Raw genomic sequence first — 21,090 nt, forward strand, 5'->3', positions numbered from 1 at the left:
ACTCAGCGAACATCCAGATTGAACGAGACGATAACGCTACCCTCGCTACCCACGCCCGCGTTGCGGGCCGGATCCAGCAGAAACAACTGATCTGTCGGTACCCCATGGGTTTGTTGCAGGACATTGCGCAGAGTCACGCCTCGCGAGGAGGCCAGATTACTCAAAGCCTCCGGTGCCAGTGAGCGCTCACCGGCCAGGTAGGCCTCCCGCGCCTCTTGCCATTCTTCCTCAGACAGCTCCTGCTGACCACCGGCGGTCAGCTCATCCCGCAGCAACGCCAGCCCGTCAGCCTCCGGTTCAACATTACCCCGAATATTCAACAGCAGGTCGGGCCGTTCCAATAGCGCGTCTGCCAGCGCCGCCAGCTTTTCGGCCTCGCCTTCGGCCAACTGGATACTGCCGGGAATAAAGCCCACCTTTCCAAGCTCTTCCCCACTCAACCCGGCCAGTTCCGCAATCGAACCGAGCATACTGAACGGGGACGCCGCAGCCTTCGCCAAGAGATTTACAAACGCACGCATCACCACCTGTCCAACACGAAAACTCGGGTCGGACAGGTCTCCGCTGATAGGCAGGTCCACTTCGATAACCCCGTTACTGTCACGCAACAGGGCCAGACCCAGTTTGACCGGCGCATTCACGGACTGGTCGCTCGCTATGGAGGACCCCAGTTCAAGACGATCCATCACCACCAGATTAGACGCGTCAATCCGAGAGCCAGCAATTTCATAATTCAGATTAAGGTTCAGTTTGCCACTGTCCACGCCATAGCCCAGGTATCGACCGAAATAGGGAGAGAGCGCGGGCAACGACACACCCTGCATCATCAACCGAAGTTCGCTGATATCCTCGGTTCCGAGCGTGCCGATGGTGCCTTCAAAGTCAAGATCCGCCACGCCGCCGACCCGGCCCCGGATGGATACCTTACCCTGCTGCGGGGAAATGTTGCTCAGTCCGGTCACGCTACCATTCAACTCATCAAACGACGTGGTGAACGCCGGATCCAGAGTGCGATCGGTATAGGCCAACTCACCATTTTCAAGCATTAACTGGCCAATGCGGAAAATGAACTCCGGCTCGGAATCGCCTGTTTCCGGTGGTCCGGAAGCTGTTTCCTCCTGACCGCCGGCGGCTGGCGTTTTGGCGATGCGCTCCACGTTGTGGACGCTGTCGGTATTGCGGACGATGTTGATCGCCGGCTGGGCCAGGGTCACGGTTCCGATTTCCAGCCGAGCGGGGTAGACGTTGTATTCAATGGGCGCCAGGCGGAGGGTTTGCCAGGACACCAAGGAACCGGAACTGTCGGATAGTTCCAGATTCATGCCGGCCACCTCCGCAGTGCCACTGAAGGTGCCAGTGAGAGGTTCCTGCTGGCCGTCGAGATCGAGGTTACCGTCAACACCCAGAGTGCCGCCGGTAATCGCGAGATTCGCGCCTTCCTGAACGTAGGGCTCGAAGGCAGCCAGAGCCACATCGTTTCCGGAGATGGCGGCCTCCAGCGTAAATGGTGCAGGCGTTACCTGACCGTTCAACGACAGCCGCCCGCCACTGGCAAGCATTCCGGCCACCTCATAAGAGACCGGTTCCTCAAGTTGATGGCTGAGCTTCCCAATTGAAACCGAAAGCTGCTCAAGGGCAATTTCAGCCGCCCTCTCCGGCTGACTGTCTTGCCACAGAACCCGCCCTCCGGAGAGTGCGACACCCTCGACTGACCAGCGGAATGGCTGGCCACCGGCGGAAGCTTCCCCGTCGCTTTGTGCCTCACCTTCATCGGCTGCCAGAGGCGCCAACCAGTCAATCTCTCCGGTTGAATTCCGCGCCAGCGCAAGATCCAGGTTGTCCAGGGAAACCTGGCCAATGCTGATTTCCCGCCGGTTCAGGTCGAAACCGATGGCATCCACAGACAGCATGGCGTTGCTCAACCTGGCCTGCTCGCTCTTCTCATCCAGGGCGATCGCGAGGTTCTCGAGATTCAGCTGGCCATTGGTCGTCTCCAGATAAAAAGTGTCACCGGCCTGGATTTCATAGTCTGAGCTGAGGGTGACGCTGCCGCCACGCAAATCGTAGGGGAAAAACGGTGCCAGAAAATGGGCCAGGGTTTCATGGTCCACCGAAGACACCTTGAGGGTACCGTTGGAGTAAAAAGGTGCAACGCTCAAATCGCCCTGCCACTCGATAGTCTGGCTCCCCAAGGCCGCCAGAAGGGAATAGTCGCTGTCCTGCCCCTCCCGGCGCCAGGTGGCCAGGTCGTTCAAGGTAAGATCCAGCGGGACGATCCTGAACTCGGCCATTTGCTCCTTGGTGAAATCGCGGAACATTATTTCACCGCCGTTGAGCTCAATCCTCCCGAAATAAAGCCTGGGCGGCGCGGCTGTGTCATCCGTTTGCCCAGCTTTCGGCGCTGCCTGGGCAGGTTCTGGATTGGCCGACTGCCAGTCCCTGGCAAAATTAACGCTGTAGTCTTCCAGCAGGTCCACCCGAACATAAGGCTCGTCCAGTTGGATTGCCTCAAAGCCGGCAATACCGCGAACCAGCTGGAAAAAGTTCATGTCCACCAGGAGCCGGTCGAAACCGACCACCGGCTCGCCATCATTGTCTGCTGCCGAAAGGCCCAGCGCTTCGACCTGCAGAGTGAATGGATTGGTTCTGATCTCGGTGATTTCCGCCTGCCAGCCCATACGCTGGTCCAGCTGTTCTGGAACCAACCGCTCCAGCCACCAGGGAAGTAACAGGAAACCTGCGAGGGTGTACAGAATCAAAAGGACCAGGAATCCAATCAACAGATTCCTGGACATGTGACTGCGTTGACGGCTCTTGGCCACGGACATCTCCTTATAAACGGCGGATTCCCGGGGCAATCTTGCCCTCCTGCCTGCTCACAAGGATAGTCGGCCTGATGCCGGTTTGTCAGCTGTGGCGGTTATGACCAGGCAACACCAGCTCCGGATCAGCAGCCATGTTTGTGAACTGGCCAATATCGTTCAGGTCTCGCGGTACCATCGCGGCGCGCAACAGCTTGCGGGTGGAGTTGCCGGTTGCGGGGTACGCAGACTGACCAGCGCGCCAGGTGACTGGCATAGCCGGGGTGCCAATTCGCTCATCAATCTCCCGGAGCCGCTTGAACATGAACGCGTGCTGACTATCCTCATGATCTGGCACCAGGGCAAAGAAAGAGCTAGCAGAATAGCGGGCCAGAAACACCTGGTCCGACATCTGATCCCGCAATGCCTCGCTGACTTCCTTGACCACCGCATTCAACGATTCATTGCCCATGCCCATAGACAGTTCACGGAAATTGGCAATATCCAGATAAATCAGGGCAAACGCGTTTCCACCTGCGTTGTCCCGGGCCAGGATATCCAGCAGTCGTTGCTCCAGTGCTGAACGGTTGGGCAACCCGGTGACGGCATCAGTAAAGGCAAGATCTGCCACTCGCTTGTCCTCTTCGGCCTTGAACGCTACGAGTTCACGCTGGTGTTTCACGTCGAGCACTGTCACCACCAACGCGACAGCGAGCAGGGCAATACAGAAAACGGCCAGGGGAATGCCCATCCAGCCCCCCCGCAGGCCGTTGTCAGCCGCAGGAACGGCGCCTTCCGGGAAGATCATCGCCATCATGCCGGTGTAGTGCATGCCACAGATTGCCGCAGCCATAACCAGGGCCGCCACAAACTGGATGACCAGGGAACCGGAGCCCTCCATACCCTGCAGTTTTCGGCACAGGGCAAGCGCGACCCCGGATGCGACAACAGCAATCACGATGGAAACCAGAAGAAACACGATGTTGAAGGTCGGCGGCGCCGACATACGCATGGCATACATGCCGAGGTAATGCATGACCACAATACCGCCTGCCATGGAAAGCGTTGCACCGACGAAAAGCGGAGAGCCCAGCCGCTTACGGCCGATAATATGCAGGGCAACGCCGGAGGCAAACACTGCAGCAAGCCAGGATATCGCTGTCATGAGGACATCAAACGACATGGCGACGTCCATCGGCATCGCCCGCATGCCGACAAAATGCATGGTCCAGACACCGGTTCCCATCAACAGGGCGCCGGCAAGCAACCACTTCCGACGCTCGCCGGTATTGGCATTGGCCAGCCTGGCGCCGAAAAACAGAGCCGCATAAGCCGCCAGCACTGCGACCAGGAAGGAAGCGACAACAAGGGGCAGATCGTATTCGGACATCATAGTACTCGAACCTTTTTATTGGTGAGTGCACACAGGCCATTACTGCCTTGTGCCCAACGCTGAACCGGAAAAACGTGCGATTAGATACGCATCAGACGTGAACTGGGTCTCATTCCATTGTTGGCTTTATGTAACCGACCTAGACACAAGCAGCGCTGACAGCCAGGCCTGAACCCGATATGCTTCGGACTCGTATTTACCCCGGGTTGATTAAACGAATGTCAGAGGACAAGTTATGGACATCGGCGATATGCGTCGTGATTTCGAGAGCGAGGGGCTGGACCGCGCCGCACTGGAAAACAATCCGGTGAAGCAGTTCCAGACCTGGTTTGAAGACGCCCGGGAAGCCGGCATTCTCGAACCCAATGCCATGTCGCTGGCAACAACCGGACAGGACGGCATGCCGGATCTGCGTACCGTATTGCTGAAGTACTTCGATGACCAGGGCTTCGTGTTCTACACCAATTACGGCAGCCGGAAGGCCCGGGAAATGGAGGAGAACCCTCAGGCGGCCCTGCTGTTCCCCTGGATTGGTCTGAATCGCCAGGTCCGTATCCAGGGAGCCGTTGAGAAGGTTAGCAAGGCAGAGTCCCTGCGCTACTTCGCATCGCGCCCCAGAGGCAGTCAGATTGGCGCCTGGGTTTCGGAGCAGAGCAAGGCCATCACGTCCAGAGGATTGCTCGAACAGAAGGTGGCCGAGATCAAGCGCAAATTCAGCGAGGGCGAAGTGCCTCTACCCAGTTTCTGGGGCGGTTTCCGCATCGTTCCCGACCGTATCGAGTTCTGGCAGGGGCGGCCCAGCCGGCTGCACGACCGCTTTGAATATGTGAGGGAAGGCGATGGCTGGCTCATCCAACGACTCCAGCCCTGAGGCCAGGCCGGCCATCTGGCTGTGCCATCAGACAGATGGGCCCGAGATTGCCCACCCACACTGGCTGACCGACTACGAAAGCCATACGGCAAGCAAATTCGGCGGCCCCCGGGAACGGGAGTACCTGTCGAGCCGCTGGCTGATTCGCCAGGCCATTGGCAAATCAGCTGACGTGTCGCCAGAACTCTGCTGTCCGGTACCGGGGCGCCCCAACGCCTCCGGCACGCCCGAAGGCTGGCGATTATCCCTCAGCCACAGCCAGGGTCTGTCCGCCTGCGCCACCCAAGCAGGCTCACCCGTTGGACTGGATCTCGAACCTTGCCAGCGCCACGCCCAATGGCAGAAAGTGGCGAAACGCTGGTTCTCCCCCGTTGAGCAGGAATGGCTGTTTCGCGAAGACGACTCCAACACCTTCCTCAAGGTCTGGACCCTGAAAGAGGCCTGGCTGAAAGCCACAGGACGGGGCATTGCCGGTAACCTGCAGACACTTGAGGTACGGAAGAACTTTGAGATCTACGGCGACCAGCCCGACCAGGACTGGCAGGCAGCCTGTTGCTACATTGAAGGTTATCTGGTGACCGTGGTGTATCGGGGAAGCCGGCCGGTATGGCCGGAGATCACCTTGCTTGAACCGCCGCCACAGGACTTTTCCCTGGTGGATGCCGAGCCCCTGGAAACCTCCTGGGAACCACTGTTCCAGCGTACTATTCGCCGAAAAAGCCCGTAATCCGGGCCAGACACAGCTAACACAGGTCGATGTATGGATAACCCCGAACGCTGCCCCTGGTGCGGCGATGATCCGCTTTACGTGCACTATCACGATACCGTGTGGGGCCGCCCCGAATACGATGACCTCGCACTGTTCGAAAAACTCTGCCTGGACGGCCAGCAGGCCGGCCTGAGCTGGATTACCATTCTGCGAAAACAGGACAATTACCGCGCAGCCTACGATCACTTCGACCCCGAAAAGATCGTCCGTTACGACGATGCCCGGATCGAAGAGCTTCTGGCCAATCCGGGCATCATCCGCAATCGCTTGAAAGTCCATTCCGTCATCAAGAATGCCCGGGGCTATCTGGATCTTCGGGAACAAGGCATCGGCTTCAGCGATTTCCTCTGGTCCTTTATCGGCAATAAGCCGATTCAGAACCACTGGCGCGACTTTTCCGACGTCCCGACCGCCACGGCCGAATCGGAAGCCATGTCGAAAGCCCTTAAGCGGTCCGGGTTTACCTTTGTGGGCCCCACCATTGTCTACGCCTTCATGCAGGCCACCGGCATGGTGAACGATCACCTGGTTCAATGCCCGCAACACCGGGAGTGCTATTTACTCGGTCAATGATCTCAATAGTCCCCGGGGTCGTAAGATCTGAGGTGTTACAAACCCCGGAGCTTTACTGTGCGAATCACCCTCGACCAACTCAGAAGTATGCAGAGTCCGGTTATCGACCTGCTTGAGATCCTGTCGCTCGAGGGCCAGCATTACATGGCCCGCCTGAGCATGGATGATCAACCCCTGCTGCTTTCCGAAAAGAATGGTACCACCAGCCTGTTCCGGAGCGCCTGGCAGATACAGGATACCCTGGCATCCTTCGATATCCGGGAAACCCAGGTGGTACACCCCTCCGCCTACCATGAAATGGTCGGTATGGAACCTGCGGACATTGAACCCATGCGCATCAGGGTACAGAGGCAGAAACCGTGATCGCAGTAGCAAGACTCGCCATCCTCGTCGGCATCGCAGGTCTGATACCGTTTATCGGCCTTCTGGCGGGGCTGTTTTTCATGCCACAGTACAGCGTGGCACTGCTTGGTTACTTCTATCTGTACAGCGCCGGTATCCTGGCGTTCATGGCCGGCGTCTACTGGCCTATCGCCATGCAGTTGGACAACTGCTGCTATCCGTTGTCGCCCCTGGTTACCATGTTACTCAGCCAGGTGTTTTTTGTGGCCGCCGGCATCGGCCTCCTTCTGCCTGTCACCGGCCAGATTTTGCTCTATACCAGCGCCTACCTCGCACTCTACCTGGTGGACGCACGCTGGATGCGGGTCTACTGGCCCGCCTGGTATTTAAGACTTCGACTGCTTCTTACTTCAGTGGTACTGGTCTGCCAGCTGACCGCGGCCGCGTGGTTCTTCCTTCTCCACGCGGCACACTGATCGTTTAAGGGAGGGGTGAGCCTGATGGATTATCAGGCTCCAAAGGCATCTTCGGGAGTTTCAAAGCGGCTCTGCAATTTCCTCAACGCGGTTTTTTCGATCTGTCGTACCCGCTCTCGACTGATACCAAGATCATCAGAGATCACCTGCAGGGTTTCCGGTTCCGGCAATCCCAGACCGTAACGCCGTGACAAGATGTCCTTCTCCCGATCGCTCAGCTCGCTGAGCATGGATTTAAGCGTTCGCCGGCGATCCCTGTCCGACATCGGGTGGTCCGGCGCCATCTGATCACCGGCGTCCAGACTGTCACCCAGGGTCACTGAACCATCTTCCACTAGCGGAACGTCCGTGGACAGCTCTCTGGTCGCCAACGCCCTGAGCTCGCCAATCCTGGAGGGACTGGCTTCCATCTCACGTGCCAGCTCGGTCTGGGAAGGCGTTCGACCCAGATTCTGGTGCATCCTCAGAGACACTTTGTGCAGCTGACGGATTTCGTCCACCACGTTCTCCGGTGTGTGCACCAGACGTGTCCCTCGCTGCAGACAACGCTTGACCTCCTCACTGATCCACCAGTAGGCGTACGTGGAGAATCGGAAGCCCTTGGTCGGATCAAACCTCTCAACGGCCTTTATCAGGCCGACGTTCGCGTCCTGAATAAGATCCGACATGGGAATGCCATGCTGGCCGTAACGACGGGCGATGTGCACCGCCAGGCGCAGGTTGCTCTGAATCAGCTTGCGACGACAGGCGGTCGCCAGATGGAAAGCCCGGCGACATCGCGAGGAAAACGCACAAGCATCCCCAAGGCTACCGATCACTTCCCGGAACGTCTGCGGAGTATCCTCCGGCAGAGCCAGTTCGGTACTGATGATGCGATAACAAAGTGTCAGTTTGCGGGAGAGGCGGCGTTCGGCCTCATCTGTCAGCAGTTCATACCGGGACGCATCCCTGAAGTACAGCCCGACCAGGGAATCCCTTTCACCATCGTTGGGCGTTGTCGGAGACGGTCCCAGCCTTTCGGTCGTTCGCATGGCTAAGGTACCGGTCAGAATTTACACCAGAGGATACGACGTGCAGAAGCTGATGGATTTACCGGGGGAGGGTAGGTAAAAACCCACAGGCGACCCGAGTGGTCGGCCTGTGGGTAGTGCTTTCGAGACTACAGCGGCTCAGGCTGCAACAATGGCGTACTCGTGGTTGTGGGGCTCGATCAGCACACCGTGCAGAGCAACGATCGTCTTCTCGTAGTCGTCCTCATCCACCACAAACTGGATGTCCACCTGACGCATGCACTGGTGCAGTGCCAGAATGCTGATCTCCTCGTCCGCCAGTGCCTTGACGGAGCGGGCAAGAATGCCGGGAACCTTCATATCGCTGCCGATTGCAGAAACCACGGCCACCTTGCGGGTGTTGATTTCAGCGTTGGGGAACTCATCCTTCAGCGCCTTGACCACGCGTTTGACGTGTTTCAGGGTGCTGCCCACGTAATGGGTGATGGTGTTGGCGTTGGTGTCCTTGGACATGAACCGAACCTTGAACCGGCTCAGCACATCCAGAATGCGACGGTCGGAACCCGGCTCGCCCTGCATGTCCTGATCGAACACTTCCACGGCAAAAACGCCTTTGGCGCCCGCAATGATCTCAACCTGGGGCTTCTCACTGACGTAATCGCCGGTGATCAGGGTACCGGTGTGCTCCGGTTCAAAGGTGTTCATCACCCTCAGAGGAATCTCGTTCTGGCGCATACCCTTACCGGCACGGGGATGAATCGCTTCCATACCCAGGTTGGCCAGCTGGTCTGCCACGTCGTAATTGGTGCGGCCCAGAGGAACAACCTTGTCTGCGCCAACAATGTTGGGATCGGCAGAGCTCAGGTGGTATTCCTTGTGGATAATCGCCTCCCGGGCTTCGGTAATCACCGCCACCCGGCTGAAGGTCATCTCGCTATAGCCCCGGTCGAAGGTTCGCATCAGGCCTTCCTTGCACTGGGCGTAACCGGTCACGATCGGCAGTTCACGAGTGAGATCCACGGCATCGAAGGCCTGCTTGAGCTTTTCGTCCAGCGGCAACAGTTCGTTATCGCGCCAGCCGGTCAGATCCACAAAGCGAGCATTGATCCCTTCCTGCTGAAGCTTCAGGGCCGTGTTAAACGCGCTGTGGGCCTCACCGATACCAGCCAGCATTTCACGCACCGTCAGCAGGTGTTCTTCCAGCTGGAACTGGCCGTAGGAGCACAGGCGCTGCAGGTCGATCAGGCAGCCCCGAACGCCCTCGATACGGTCGGTGATGAACTGATCCGCCTGCTGCTTGAGCATCGGATCCTCGAACAACTCGCCGTTGATGTCGGTCAGGAACTTGACCAGTTTGGTGAGGTCGTCACCCCAGGCCCAGTCTGACTCCGCATCGGCGAACAGGGCGTAGACGCCCGGCTCACCGGTTTTCTTGTGTTCAAGCAGCTCGTTGGTCACACCACCATAGGCAGAGACCACGAAAATACGCTGATACAGGTCGTCCTTCTTTCGATTACCGATGATGATGTTATCTCGGACGGCCTCGTAGTTACTCATCGACGTACCGCCGATTTTTTCAACGGTATGTTGTTGGCTGGTCATAGTTTTGCCTTTGCTATCCTGCAGCATGAATGTTCGGAGGTGCGGGCGCCTTACGACGCCTCGCTAAGCCCTTCCTGCATGATTTCGTCCACACTTTTCGCCAGCAGGGCAGCCCCTTTCTTCAGGTCTTCCTCGCTGGTCGTCAGCGGCATCAGGCACTTGATGACTTCATCATTCGGACCACTGGTCTCGATGATCAGGCCGTGCTCGAAGGCACGTTTGGTAATCGGGCCTGTGACATCCGCGTGGGTTGCTTCAATACCACGCATCAAACCGCGCCCCTTCATTTTGAACTGACCAGGGTACTTGTCGCAAATCGACTGCAGGGCATCGCCCAGCACCTTGGTCTTGGCCTTCACCTCATTGGCGAAAGCATCGTCTTTCCAGTAGGTCTCCACAGCAGTCCGCGCAGTAATGAACGCCATGTTGTTACCGCGGAAAGTACCGTTGTGCTCGCCCGGATCCCACACGTCCAGTTCCGGCTTGAACAGCACCAGAGCCATCGGCAGGCCATAGCCACTGAGGGACTTGGACACGGTCACGATGTCCGGTTTGATACCAGCGAATTCAAAGCTGAAGAACTCACCGGTACGGCCATTGCCCGCCTGGATATCGTCCAGAATCAGCAAAATGTCGTGCTTCTTGCACAGCTCGGACAGACCCTTCAACCACTCCGCGCGACAGGCGTTCAGACCACCCTCGCCCTGAACTGCCTCAACGATCACTGCAGCCGGCAGTTCGAAACCCGAGGAGCCGTCGCTCAGCAGTTTATCCATGATCGCCAGGGTGTCGACATCGTCGCCCAGGTAGCCGTCATAGAACATGAAGTCGACATTGCCCAGCGGGGTGCCAACACCGCCGCGATGGTGCTTGTTACCCGTGGTGGCAACCGCCCCCATGGTCACGCCGTGGAAACCGTTGGTGAAGGAGATAATGCCGCTGCGGCCTTTTACCTTACGGGCCAGCTTCAGAGCCGCTTCCACACAGTTGGTGCCGGTCGGACCGGTGAACTGCATTTTGTAGTCCAGACCACGGGGATCCAGAATGTGCTTCTTGTAGGATTCCATGAAGTCGTGCTTGGCCGTGGTAAACATATCCAGGCCCTGGCTCACGCCGTCTGCTTCGATGTACTCAAGCAAAGCCTTCTTCAGGGTGTCGTTGTTGTGGCCGTAGTTCAGGGACCCGGCGCCGGCGAGAAAATCCAGGTATTCCTTGCCATCTTCGGTGTAAAGGTGCGCGTTTTTGGCACGGTTGAAGATAACCGGAAACGCACGGCTGTATACACGTACTTCGGATTCAGTCGACTTGAAAATTTCCATCGTCTTGCCTCTTAGCATGTCAGGTTCGAGGTAGATGCGCGGTGGCTTATCAAAAACTGCTGATGGGGTAGCGATAGGCCTACCGTGCGTTGATTAAAGCCCTGTGACAGACCTACCTCAGTGGTCCGCCGGCTAATTCAAATCACAGCTTTACAGTCGTTCACAGCCCCGCAATCTTGTTGCCGGGCTGATCCAGGACCGCGGCCCTCAGGCTGGCTTCGTGAAAGGCCCTATGCGCAGCAAGAACTCGGAATCATGCTTGCCGCCAAAGTGGGTCTCTTTCTCGAAATGCTCGTGGTAGGTAAGCTCGGCTCCCATATCACGGGCGAACGAACGGAACAGCGCCCATGAGGCCTCGTTGTCCTCGGTGATGGTCGTCTCCATGTGGGTGACGTTCTTGCACGCATCACGACCAACGATTTCTTTCAGCATCCGCTTGGCGAGACCCTGTCCACGACCTTTCTCGTGAACGGCCACCTGCCAGACAAACACGGTTTCGGGCTGTTGGGGAGGGATGTATCCGGAGATAAAGCCGACCAGATCGCCGTCCTTCTCCGCGGCCACGCCGGTTTCGGCAAAGTGGCTGCACTGCAACAGGTTGCAGTAAATCGAGTTGGGGTCCAGCGGCGGGCACTCTGCCACCAGCTGGTGGAGCCTGAAGCCATCATCCTTCACCGGTGTGCGAAGCGTGATGGCGGTGGTATTCGATCCTTCTGATGTCATAACGAGATCAATTCGTGGCAAAAAGTTAGTGTTGAATTATATAGACCACAAAATATATTTCAAGTACAGCTCAAAACCCGCCTACGGCAAGGCTCCAGCTCACTCTTTCAGAATAGACCGGATTGAAGCATTCGCCAGTGACAGAATGGTTAAATTAGTGAAGGGAAAACCACATCATCGGCACTCAGAGAGGTGCCAGCCAGAATCCGGTTCCGATAGGAGATGGCGGCAGGCGAGCCGGCCGGCCATAACCGGTCAAACTCCGGCAGCCAGGCCTCAAGGGGGAAGGATACCGGCAGCAGAGAGACATGCAGACCCTGGCGCTCAATTCCGGCAACAGGCTCAATGACGGGGCTGGAAAGGCCAATTCGGGTGATCAGTCCACGCGGGTCTGATTGCAGATTCCCCATACCTGCGGAGCCATTGTTCACCACTACCCGACTCTGCTCACCTACCAGCCCCGACCAGAGCACCGGCAGGCACGTGTGGGTTGAGGCAATCACATCGGCCCCCGACGCCAGGAACCATTCCGAGAGTTTGCCATCGTTACCCTCAACAAAAGCTTCGTGAGCCAATCCCCATCCGGCCAGGGACTCCAGATCCCCATGCACCACCAAAACCTTTAGGCCTCCAAAGATCAAGCACCGGTAGCGGGGCAACAAAGAAAGCCGGCGCTGAATATCCGGATGCTCCGAGGCCACACCCTGCAATCGCTCCATGATCCGGTTAGACCGTTCAACCACCCCCTGATCGACAAAATCCGGGTAGGCGCAACCACACCCGGCACCGGCACTGGGATTCGCCAGCTCGAAATCCACATTCCCGAGACTGACCGTGTGATCCAACACCCGGTTATTGATGGTTCGGAACAGGCTATCGCTGGCGTTGAACCAGTTGAAGTCACCATTGAACACCAGCTTCACCCGATGCCCCTGCCGCTCTTCCGCCAATGCCATCTGCTCGATTTCATCCAGCGCCCAGGGATTCCCGTAAAGCCCTCCAATGATATACAGCACATCCTCAGAGACCGTGCGGGGATCCTGGCAAAGCGATTCGGCAGAGTACCGGTACGCCAACGGACAGCTGCGACCTTCGCTCATCGGCTCAAGCCTCCCCCGCCGCCAGTGACCGTCCGGCAAGACGACGAAGCAACAGAGGCGTAAAGAAGCCAGCCGTACAAATAAGGAAGCCGTAGGCGTTCACGCCCAGCAACATAGCGTATTTGCCATCGCCAATGGCCCAGCTAGAGGGAATCAGCCCAACCGCAAGCAAGAGCCCGAGCCCCAGGCCAGTCCAGAAACTCAGATGGAAACTCCAGGGCGACCACTTGGTGAAACCATAGAACAGGAACACCGGCGCCAGCCCCATGACCATCGTCCCGGAGATGGTAGTTGCCTTGAGGATATCGGTGCCGGCGAACATCGGCAGGTTGCCCAGGAAGGCAAAGATCACCATCACAATCGCACCCACCCGCATGCTCGGTAGCTTGTCAGAGGCACGTTGCGCCAACCGGGGCAGATCCACCGCCAGCGACTTGGCCAGCGACGTGAAGGTGGAATCCAGGGTGGAACCCGCCGAGGTCATCATTACCACGCTCATAAAGAACAACGCTGCCAGGCCCAGAGACTGGCCCACTGCAGCAGGCGCATTGCCCATGGCCTCAATGCCGTTAAGCCGGGCATGAACACCCACCAGACTGAAGATGAACACCGCCACAAAGCCCAGAAGCCCGGCGACCACAAAGCTCCTGAGCATGGTCTTTTCCTTGTTCACAAAGCCCCGGTCGGTCAGCACCGGATCGTGGAACGGATAGCTGAACAGCTGCAGCAAAGCCACCAGCAAGAGATCAAAGCCGGCATTGAGCCGGAACTCGCCATTGGTCAGCAGGGCGCTGGTATCGTTGGCGGGAATAATGAGGAACAGCACGGCACCCACAAAGAACACAAACACGAACGCCTGAATGACATCGGTGAAGATCGACGACCGCAGCCCGCCCTTCAGGCTGTAGGCCAGGGTAAACACCGTAAACAGCATCGCCGCCGCGTAATATTCCCACTCACCGGGCAACCCGAAATAACCGCCAACCACCGCGGTGTTACTCCAGACCTCGTTATAAAGCCGGATCAAAATCGCGGCCGCAAACGCCAGACTCGCCAACCGTCCGAACCGCGACGTCAGAAAATCCTGCAAGCTCCGGGCCCCGGTCTGGGTCCGGATCAGATAGATCACATACCCCGCCACCGGAATCGACAGCCAGTAACTGGCATAAGCCAGACCGCCCACCACACCATAAGCCGCACCCAGGTTCGCCGCATTGGTCACCGACTTGGCAAAGATCCAGCTGATAAAAATACTCGCCGTCAGCGACCACTGCCCCACCGGGTTACCCTGGTCGTCCGCGCCCTTATAGAACGAATTCGCGTTCTTGCTCTTGGGCGACAGCCAGTACATCACCACGCCGTACACCAGCAGAAATCCCCAGAACAGGGAGGCCTCTGTGAAGTTCATGTTCTCGTTCCTTGTTCTTTAAGCTTTGTGCTTTGTTCCGGGGCTTTTCCCGGGGTTTCTGGTTTGGTGCTTTTCGGGGCAGGCCGGTAGGGCGTTCAAAAAAACGCCCGTGAACCCATCCATGGGGGGCTTGGTCGCGCCGTCCATGGCGCTCCACATTTTTTGAACGCCCTACCGGCCTGCCCCTTGTCCAACCTAGGTTTTGGCTTCCCCGGCGAAGGAGTTAGCGATCAGCCATCCCCTTAGCTCGCGTGATCACTTTTCTGATTCTGTATTTCTTTCCCACTCGGCAACCGAATAGCAGAGCCGTAACCGCGGTCTGGGTGGTGAGGATAATTTATCCGCCGGAAAAAGATGTCTGAGCGAAGCGAGTTGTTTTTCCAAGGAGAAATTATCCTCACCTCCCAGGCCGCCAACTCCCAGCTATCAGTCCTGCAATCGACAATGCCCAAGCCTAGGCAGGCGCCGAACAACTAGCCCCGAAGCGGTAACAGGAAAAACACCGGTGATGCCGCAACATAATCCGCTCATCCATGCTCTCGGCCAGCGTACCGCCGAGGTCGTAGTGCGGATCATCATCCACCAGCGTGCAGGCATACACCCGAACCTCATCGCCCTTTTTCACCAGCATCCGCGTATACGTGCACATGAAATGGGAGCGAGCCTCTTGGGTCGGATATTTCTCCATACAGGTCTCGGTAATCTCCGGGCTGCCGTCTTCCGAGCCGGGGGTACCCAGATCCGGAAACGCGGTAAACGCCAGGTCCTCCGGAATATTCCATTCCCTGAAGATGTCTCGGAAGGCCGCCTCAACGTCCGACGGAATTTCTTCCGGATCGGTCTGGCGGGCAATGGATACCTTGAAGCCCTGTTCGATCAGCCAGTGGATGCCCTCCAGGGCCTGATCGAAGCTACCGTCACCGCGATCCTTGTCGTGCCGGGCGCGGTCGGGGAAATCCAGGCTGACCCGGAAGTGGATCGGATAGGGGTTGTCCAGCAATGGCAGCACCTGGTGCCGGCGCTTGAGCAGCGGCTCGGTGGCATTGGTGAGCACGAAACAGGGCCGGTGCTGGCTGGCGTAATCCAGGATATTGACGAAGTCGCGGATTACGAAGGGCTCACCACCGGTGAAGGAAAACTGCTCCACGCCCATGTCGATGGCTTCGTGGATAAACGGCTTCACGTCACTGAGCTTCATGCCCGGAATCCGGCCATCGCCGGGATGGGAACCTTCCAGGCAAAAAGGGCAGGCCAGGTTGCATGCAGTGCCGGTGTGGATCCACAGCTCTTTCAATTTGTCCGCGTCGATGTAACCCCGTGGGTCACCGTTGCGGGTGTGGGTCCAGCTATCACGGGCCCGGGGCTCCAGGACTTCCACGGCCGGAATACGGGTACTGCGGGCCGGTCTGGTTTCAATCAGGGGCATAGATGCTCCTCGGTGTATTCGTGTTTTTCCCACGGCGCCAGCCATGGAGCTTCTCCAGCAGTTTCAGGATGCCTTCAGGCGCATGGGCCCGTTTCCATTCACCGGCAGCGTACTTGGCTGACTCGTTCCAGGTCGGATACGGGTGGATGGTACCCAGGATCTTGTTCAGGCCCAGGCCATGCTTCATGGCCAGGGTGAACTCGGCCAGGATTTCCCCGGCGTGGCTGCCAACTACCACGGCGCCCAGAATCTTGTCCTTGCCCGGCGGGGTCAGCACCTTGATAAAGCCATGATCCTCACTCTCGGCAATGGCTCGGTCCAGGTCGTCCAGACCGTAGCGGGTGATCTCGTAGGCCACGCCCTGCGCCTTGGCCTCGGCTTCACTCAGCCCCACTCGTGCCACTTCTGGCGAGGTAAAGGTCACCCAGGGCATTACCCGGTAATCCACCTTGAAGCGCTTGAACTGACCAAACAGGCCGTTCACGGCCGCATACCAGGCCTGGTGCGCCGCCGCATGGGTGAACTGATAAGGGCCGGCCACATCGCCGCAGGCAAACACATTGGGATAGCGCAGGCTCATATCTTCTTCCACCGGCACGGTTCCGTTCGGCAGAGTGTCCACGCCAATCCGCTCCAGATTCAGGCCTGCGGTTTTGGCCCTGCGGCCAACCGCCACGACAACCTCATCAAAGGGAATGCGAACCCGCTCACCCTCGTGCTCGCAGTAGGCAACCTTCTCGCCTTCCTCTATACGGAACTCTGCTGCGGAATGTTTCAACCGGACATCTACACCGTCCGCCTGGAACTGCTTCAGAACCAGTTCGGAGACATCCGCATCCTCCTTGGCCAGCAGGCGATCGCCCATCTCCACCTGGGTCACCTTGCTGCCGAGCCGGGCAAAGGCATGGGCCAGTTCGGAACCAATCGGACCACCGCCCAGCACCAGCAGACGTTCCGGCTGATCCTGTAATTCCCAAAGGTTATCGGAAGTCAGCGGCTGCATGTCTTCCAGGCCAGGAATCGGGGGTACCGCCGGCTTGCCACCCGTGGCAACAATGATGCTGCGGGCGGTAAGGCGCTCGGTGCGGCCATCGTTGTGTCGGACTTCCAGTTCCCAGGGGGACACAAAGCTGGCCTCACCGGCAATGCAGTCGACACCCAGCTTGCGGTAACGCTCCGGGGAGTCGTGGGGCTCCACTTTGGCGATAACATCCTTGACCCGGTTCATGATGTTCTTGAACGAGCCTTTCACCGGAACCGACTCCAGCCCGTACCGGTTGGCATGGCGCAGGGTATCGGCGGCCTTGGCACTGCGGATAAGAGCTTTTGAGGGAACGCAGCCGGTATTCAGGCAATCGCCACCCATCTTGTGCTTCTCTATAAGAGCTACCTTGGCTTTCACTGCTGCAGCAATATAGGCCGAGACCAGACCGGCGGAGCCACCGCCAATGACGAGCAGGTTGTAGTCGAAATGCTCAGGTTTCTGCCAGCCGGCATACACTTTACGGCGGCGAATAAAGCCCACCACGAACTTGGCGATCAGCGGGAACAGACCCAGCAGGGCAAAGGACAGCAGCAGATCGGCCGAAACAATGTCGCCGGTAGACTGGATCTGGCCCAGCTGGGTGCCGGCGTTCACATAGACGAACGTGCCCGGTAGCATCGCAACCCAGCTAACCAGGGCATAGGTGCGCAATTTCATGGCCGTGAGGCCCATGGCCAGGTTGATCAGGAAGAAGGGGAATACCGGCACCAGTCGCAGGGTTGCCAGGTAGAACGCGCCGTCCTTTTTGATACCGCGGTCCATTTTGGCCACAGTCTCAGCGTAGCGTTTGCGCAATGTATCCCGCATCAGGAATCGGGCGACCAGAAATGCCAGCGAAGCACCAACCGTGGAGGCAACCGATACCGCGGCAAGACCATACAAATTCCCGAAGAAGGCGCCCCCGGCCAGGGTCATGATCGTGGCTCCGGGTAGGGATAGTGCCGTGACCAGGACATAAAGCACCACGAAACCAAGCACAGCAATCAACAAGTTCTCGCCAATCCAGTCGCCCAGATCCTGCTGATGGGCCTTGAGGTTTTCCAGGGTGAGAAGCTCGCTCCCTCCGCTGGCGATAAATCCGATGATGACAACCGCGATCACCGCGATCAGGATCCATTTTTTGAATGTCATGAACTAGTCCTTTCTACCTTGAACGTATGGCCGTAATGACACACCCATCGGGTAAGTGTTACATGAGCCCGGCAAGCTTCACATTTGGGCGCGATATTGCTGTTGTACGTCATTCAGGCCGGCATTGTGTCAACGATTGCTCATGAATATCTAACAATTCGGTTACGTGCTTCCTGATCAGGAGGCCGCCGGGAACTTTTTGGCGGCTCCAGGTACTTACTGCTATTCTTGAACAATTGCTCATTAAAGGGAATAGCAATGACCGATTCAGCTCTCCAGAAGGAACAGGCGCTGATTGAAGGCCTGAAAGCCCGAAACGATCAGTCCTATCAGGAGGCTGTGCGCACCTACACCTCGGGGATGCTCGCCGTAGCCAGGTTTTATCTTGACCATTCCAGCTCCGAGGAAATCGTTCAGGATTGCTGGGTGACGGTCATCGATGCCATCCAGAAGTTCGAAGGTCGATCCGGCCTGAAGACCTGGCTGCACCGGATCGTTGCCAACCGCTGTAAGAACAGACTGCGTTCGGCCAGGAGAGAGGTCTCCACCGATTTCTCCGAAGCCCTGGAGCCCGAACTGGCTGACCGGTTTAACGCCAAAGGCCGATGGGATCTGCCGCCCAAACTGCAGTTTCATGATTCTGCCGATACCCTGATGGAAAACGGCGCCCTCAGCGATTGCCTGGACAAACACCTATCCGCCCTGCCGGAAACCCAGCGCTCGGCCCTGATGCTGTACGAAGCTCACCAGCACAAATCCGACGATGTCTGTAACATTCTGGATGTCAGTGCCTCTAATCTCCGGGTGCTCTTGCACCGCGCCCGACAAAAAATCTTTCTGATGGTTGAGAACTTCCAGGAGACCGGCGAATGCTGATGTGCAAGGATCTCGCGGTTATTGCCAGCGATTACATTGATGGCGAACTCCCGGTTCTCGAGAACATGTCTGTGAAAATGCACCTGATGATGTGCAAGGACTGCCGGACCTTTATTGGCAATCTGCGGGCAAGCACCGACATGTTAAACGCACATTCCTCTGGCCAGGCAGATGAGGAGCTTATCCGCAAGATTGACGAACGAGTAGCCCTGGCGCTGAAAGAAGGGTCTCAAGACCCCACAAACCAGGACCCGGACTAATTGAGCTCAGTGTCCTGTGACTGAAAGCCGCCGATAGCAGTCTTGGCGTTTCCTCTGCTCCGCTTCCAGTTCAACCGCCCAGCTTTCCACATCAACAGGTACAGTTCCAATAATCTCCAGCGAACGATCTTCAAGCACCGCCTTCAGGCCTAGCACCCGCCGCTGATTGATAACCTCGTCACGATGGTAAAGGAGCGCTTCGATCTGGGGCCGAAAGCAACGCACCATGGCTGTCAGCCAACGGTTAACAGGCCAACTTGGTTGAGCATGGTCAATGGCAAACCGATCCAGCGCGCCCGCGACCACCTCGGCAGGCAGCCAGCTCTCATCCGTTACCCAGCGGTTTACGGTAAAAAGATCCGTGGGATATCCCCACGCATCCATGGATATGGCAATCAAGTGTGCCACCCGATCCTCTGCAATCGGGCCCATGAGTGGTTTTGCCTCCTCGGGTAAGGCCCCGTTGCGCAGGAACAAATGGAAATGACCATGCTCGGCGTGGTCCTCCCGGTGAGCGTGGTAATAATACTGGGACGCCGTTTCCTGATCGTACACATCGTCCTTCGGGTAATGCTCCATCTCATAGAAAGGACCCTGCCCCTTGAGAACCTCACCGACCACATTCAGCCCGCCTTTTTTCAGCACCCGGTAGCACTCCCTGATCTCGTGGATGGCCGCGAGACTGTCTGATAACTGCTTTTCCATGAGGCTTCCCGGCCTCGTAACATGAAGCTCTTGCATAGTTTTTTGCTCCTTACCGCGCGACTCCGGAAGACCCCCGAAGCCGCGCGATCCAATCCTTCAACTGATCACGCAGCGACATCTGCCCTTCGCTTACCACTACTGGCCGAGCAGGGATTCTTCGCGGCACAGGGATTTCTGGTAGCGCCCGGATTTTTCGTCGCGCAGGGGTTCTTACCAGCGCACGGGCCGCAAGCACCACATTTGCCCCCTTTCAAGGCACAGGGGTTGGCGGAAAGCTGCGTCTGGATATTGGCCATGTAGGTCGTTAACGCCGCAAGCTGCTCGCCGCCCCAGTCCAGAGGTTCGGCAGCCATGGGTCGCACCATGCAGATCTGAACCATCTCATCCAGATGCACTGACTCCATGCCAAAGATGTTTCTGGCCATCGCCACCGAATGTGGGTAGGCGTTGGTAAAGGTTGCGTTGTAACCCGCACCATCGTTATGGCAGGTCGCGCAAGACAACCCATTGCTACTCAGGGACGTGTCGTTAAACAGCTTCTTCCCGAGCGCCATGAGCTTGCAGGGATTGCCCTCGTAGGGCTGGTAAGCCGCTGGCCGGGTAACCTTTTTGGCGGCGCAGGGATTGGGCTTTGCCCCGCACTTGCCGGTGGCCGCGCACGGGTTGCAGCCTTTGGTTGCGCACGGATTCTTCGACGCACAGGGGTTTTTCGTTGCACACGGGTTTTTTGCGGCGCAGGGATTGCACCCGGCTTTACAGCCAGCCTTGCACTGTTGTCCTGCCTTACACTGATTCTTGCAAGGAGAACAGGGACCGCAGGCAGCCGAAGCCATACCTCCGGCTCCAAGCATGGCGGTCACCAGTGCGGCAGACCACCAGGTCGTGCGTCGATGTTCATACGATGTGCGAATCGCTTTTCTCAACGGATGTATCGTGGACATGGTCTCTCTCCCTGTTCACAGAGTTTTTGAGGCGGGCTTTGGAAGCCCGTGATCGCTGCGATGAGCGGTCAGACAGGAGACACATGAGTTTCTGAACTATTACACCTATTCAGGAAATGAACAGAGTTTTTCTGGCAAACCTGAATCGGGTGGGCCACGTTTCTTTCAGGCATAAAAAAGGGTGGAGCCCAGCTCCACCCAAGGGGTTTACAACCCGACCAACGATGCAGAGGCGAACAACACGAAACACGATGGACGAAATAAAGACCTCACTCACACTGACACGGGAACCAAAGCGTTGTTACAACGTAATTCATAT

Annotated in this window: 19 protein-coding genes; 7 read left to right on the top strand and 12 right to left on the bottom strand. The window is 57.6% G+C overall.

Translation table 11 applies throughout. From position 1 onward, the window contains the following. Positions 1-2: 2 nt before the first annotated feature. Entirely contained in the window at positions 3-2,828 is a 2,826-nt protein-coding gene (locus FMN52_RS08910; protein WP_148609709.1) for a DUF748 domain-containing protein, read from the bottom strand. Positions 2,829-2,907: 79 nt separating this feature from the next. Further along, the gene (locus FMN52_RS08915; protein ID WP_148608311.1) at positions 2,908-4,194 is read right to left on the bottom strand and encodes an MHYT domain-containing protein; all 1,287 of its coding nucleotides are present in this window, start codon (positions 4,192-4,194) and stop codon (positions 2,908-2,910) included. A gap of 235 nt (positions 4,195-4,429) precedes the next feature. On the opposite strand from FMN52_RS08915, the gene pdxH reads away from it, so the two are divergent. The 5 genes from pdxH to FMN52_RS08940 are packed head-to-tail and all read left to right on the top strand — an operon-like array spanning position 4,430 to position 7,225. Then, entirely contained in the window at positions 4,430-5,065 is a 636-nt protein-coding gene (gene pdxH, locus FMN52_RS08920) for a pyridoxamine 5'-phosphate oxidase (protein WP_148608312.1), read from the top strand. Then, on the top strand, positions 5,034-5,792 hold the full coding sequence (locus FMN52_RS08925) for a 4'-phosphopantetheinyl transferase superfamily protein (RefSeq protein WP_148608313.1): 759 nt from the start codon (positions 5,034-5,036) through the stop codon (positions 5,790-5,792). Before pdxH ends, FMN52_RS08925 begins: the two co-directional genes overlap by 32 nt. A 33-nt stretch (positions 5,793-5,825) precedes the next feature. Continuing rightward, on the top strand, positions 5,826-6,407 hold the full coding sequence (locus tag FMN52_RS08930; RefSeq protein WP_148608314.1) for a DNA-3-methyladenine glycosylase I: 582 nt from the start codon (positions 5,826-5,828) through the stop codon (positions 6,405-6,407). 57 nt (positions 6,408-6,464) lie between these two features. Then, a complete protein-coding gene (locus FMN52_RS08935; protein WP_148608315.1) occupies positions 6,465-6,770 on the top strand; it encodes a DUF6482 family protein in 306 nt (101 codons plus the stop codon). Then, on the top strand, positions 6,767-7,225 hold the full coding sequence (locus tag FMN52_RS08940) for a DUF3429 domain-containing protein (protein WP_148608316.1): 459 nt from the start codon (positions 6,767-6,769) through the stop codon (positions 7,223-7,225). Before FMN52_RS08935 ends, FMN52_RS08940 begins: the two co-directional genes overlap by 4 nt. 32 nt (positions 7,226-7,257) lie before the next feature. Here the strand turns inward: FMN52_RS08940 and FMN52_RS08945 are convergent, their stop codons facing one another. The 8 genes from FMN52_RS08945 to FMN52_RS08985 form a co-directional block, all read right to left on the bottom strand. Further along, complete coding sequence (locus tag FMN52_RS08945; RefSeq protein WP_148608317.1) at positions 7,258-8,256, bottom strand: sigma-70 family RNA polymerase sigma factor; 999 nt, start codon at positions 8,254-8,256, stop codon at positions 7,258-7,260. A 138-nt stretch (positions 8,257-8,394) separates the two neighbouring features. Continuing rightward, on the bottom strand, positions 8,395-9,837 hold the full coding sequence (locus FMN52_RS08950) for an aspartate kinase (protein WP_148608318.1): 1,443 nt from the start codon (positions 9,835-9,837) through the stop codon (positions 8,395-8,397). Positions 9,838-9,887: 50 nt separating this feature from the next. Beyond that, positions 9,888-11,156, bottom strand: a complete 1,269-nt coding sequence (gene ectB, locus FMN52_RS08955) for a diaminobutyrate--2-oxoglutarate transaminase (RefSeq protein WP_148608319.1) — start codon at positions 11,154-11,156, stop codon at positions 9,888-9,890. Positions 11,157-11,363: 207 nt separating this feature from the next. Then, positions 11,364-11,879 (bottom strand): diaminobutyrate acetyltransferase, encoded by a 516-nt coding sequence (ectA, locus tag FMN52_RS08960; RefSeq protein ID WP_014578976.1) that lies wholly within the window; start codon positions 11,877-11,879, stop codon positions 11,364-11,366. 149 nt (positions 11,880-12,028) lie between these two features. Further along, on the bottom strand, positions 12,029-12,979 hold the full coding sequence (locus tag FMN52_RS08965) for a hypothetical protein (protein ID WP_148608320.1): 951 nt from the start codon (positions 12,977-12,979) through the stop codon (positions 12,029-12,031). 4 nt (positions 12,980-12,983) lie between these two features. After that, positions 12,984-14,387, bottom strand: coding sequence for a sodium:solute symporter (locus FMN52_RS08970; RefSeq protein WP_148608321.1), 1,404 nt, complete (start codon positions 14,385-14,387; stop codon positions 12,984-12,986). A gap of 454 nt (positions 14,388-14,841) precedes the next feature. Then, positions 14,842-15,813, bottom strand: a complete 972-nt coding sequence (locus tag FMN52_RS08980) for a radical SAM protein (RefSeq protein ID WP_148608323.1) — start codon at positions 15,811-15,813, stop codon at positions 14,842-14,844. After that, complete coding sequence (locus FMN52_RS08985) at positions 15,800-17,989, bottom strand: bifunctional TVP38/TMEM64 family protein/FAD-dependent oxidoreductase (RefSeq protein WP_148608324.1); 2,190 nt, start codon at positions 17,987-17,989, stop codon at positions 15,800-15,802. The genes FMN52_RS08980 and FMN52_RS08985 overlap by 14 nt, the downstream gene beginning before the upstream one ends. Positions 17,990-18,247: 258 nt before the next feature. On the opposite strand from FMN52_RS08985, the gene FMN52_RS08990 reads away from it, so the two are divergent. Together FMN52_RS08990 and FMN52_RS08995 are read left to right on the top strand one after the other, a co-directional pair. Further along, positions 18,248-18,865 (top strand): RNA polymerase sigma factor, encoded by a 618-nt coding sequence (locus tag FMN52_RS08990; RefSeq protein ID WP_148608325.1) that lies wholly within the window; start codon positions 18,248-18,250, stop codon positions 18,863-18,865. Beyond that, a complete protein-coding gene (locus tag FMN52_RS08995; protein ID WP_148608326.1) occupies positions 18,859-19,125 on the top strand; it encodes a zf-HC2 domain-containing protein in 267 nt (88 codons plus the stop codon). The genes FMN52_RS08990 and FMN52_RS08995 overlap by 7 nt, the downstream gene beginning before the upstream one ends. Before the next feature lie 6 nt (positions 19,126-19,131). Here FMN52_RS08995 and FMN52_RS09000 read toward each other — a convergent pair whose 3' ends face one another. Next, positions 19,132-19,830 (bottom strand): hypothetical protein, encoded by a 699-nt coding sequence (locus FMN52_RS09000; protein WP_148608327.1) that lies wholly within the window; start codon positions 19,828-19,830, stop codon positions 19,132-19,134. A gap of 104 nt (positions 19,831-19,934) precedes the next feature. Further along, positions 19,935-20,771 (bottom strand): cytochrome-c peroxidase, encoded by an 837-nt coding sequence (locus tag FMN52_RS09005; protein WP_240339440.1) that lies wholly within the window; start codon positions 20,769-20,771, stop codon positions 19,935-19,937. Positions 20,772-21,090: the final 319 nt, after the last annotated feature.

It is taken from the genome of Marinobacter sp. BW6 (assembly GCF_008107725.1).
Lineage (GTDB): Bacteria > Pseudomonadota > Gammaproteobacteria > Pseudomonadales > Oleiphilaceae > Marinobacter.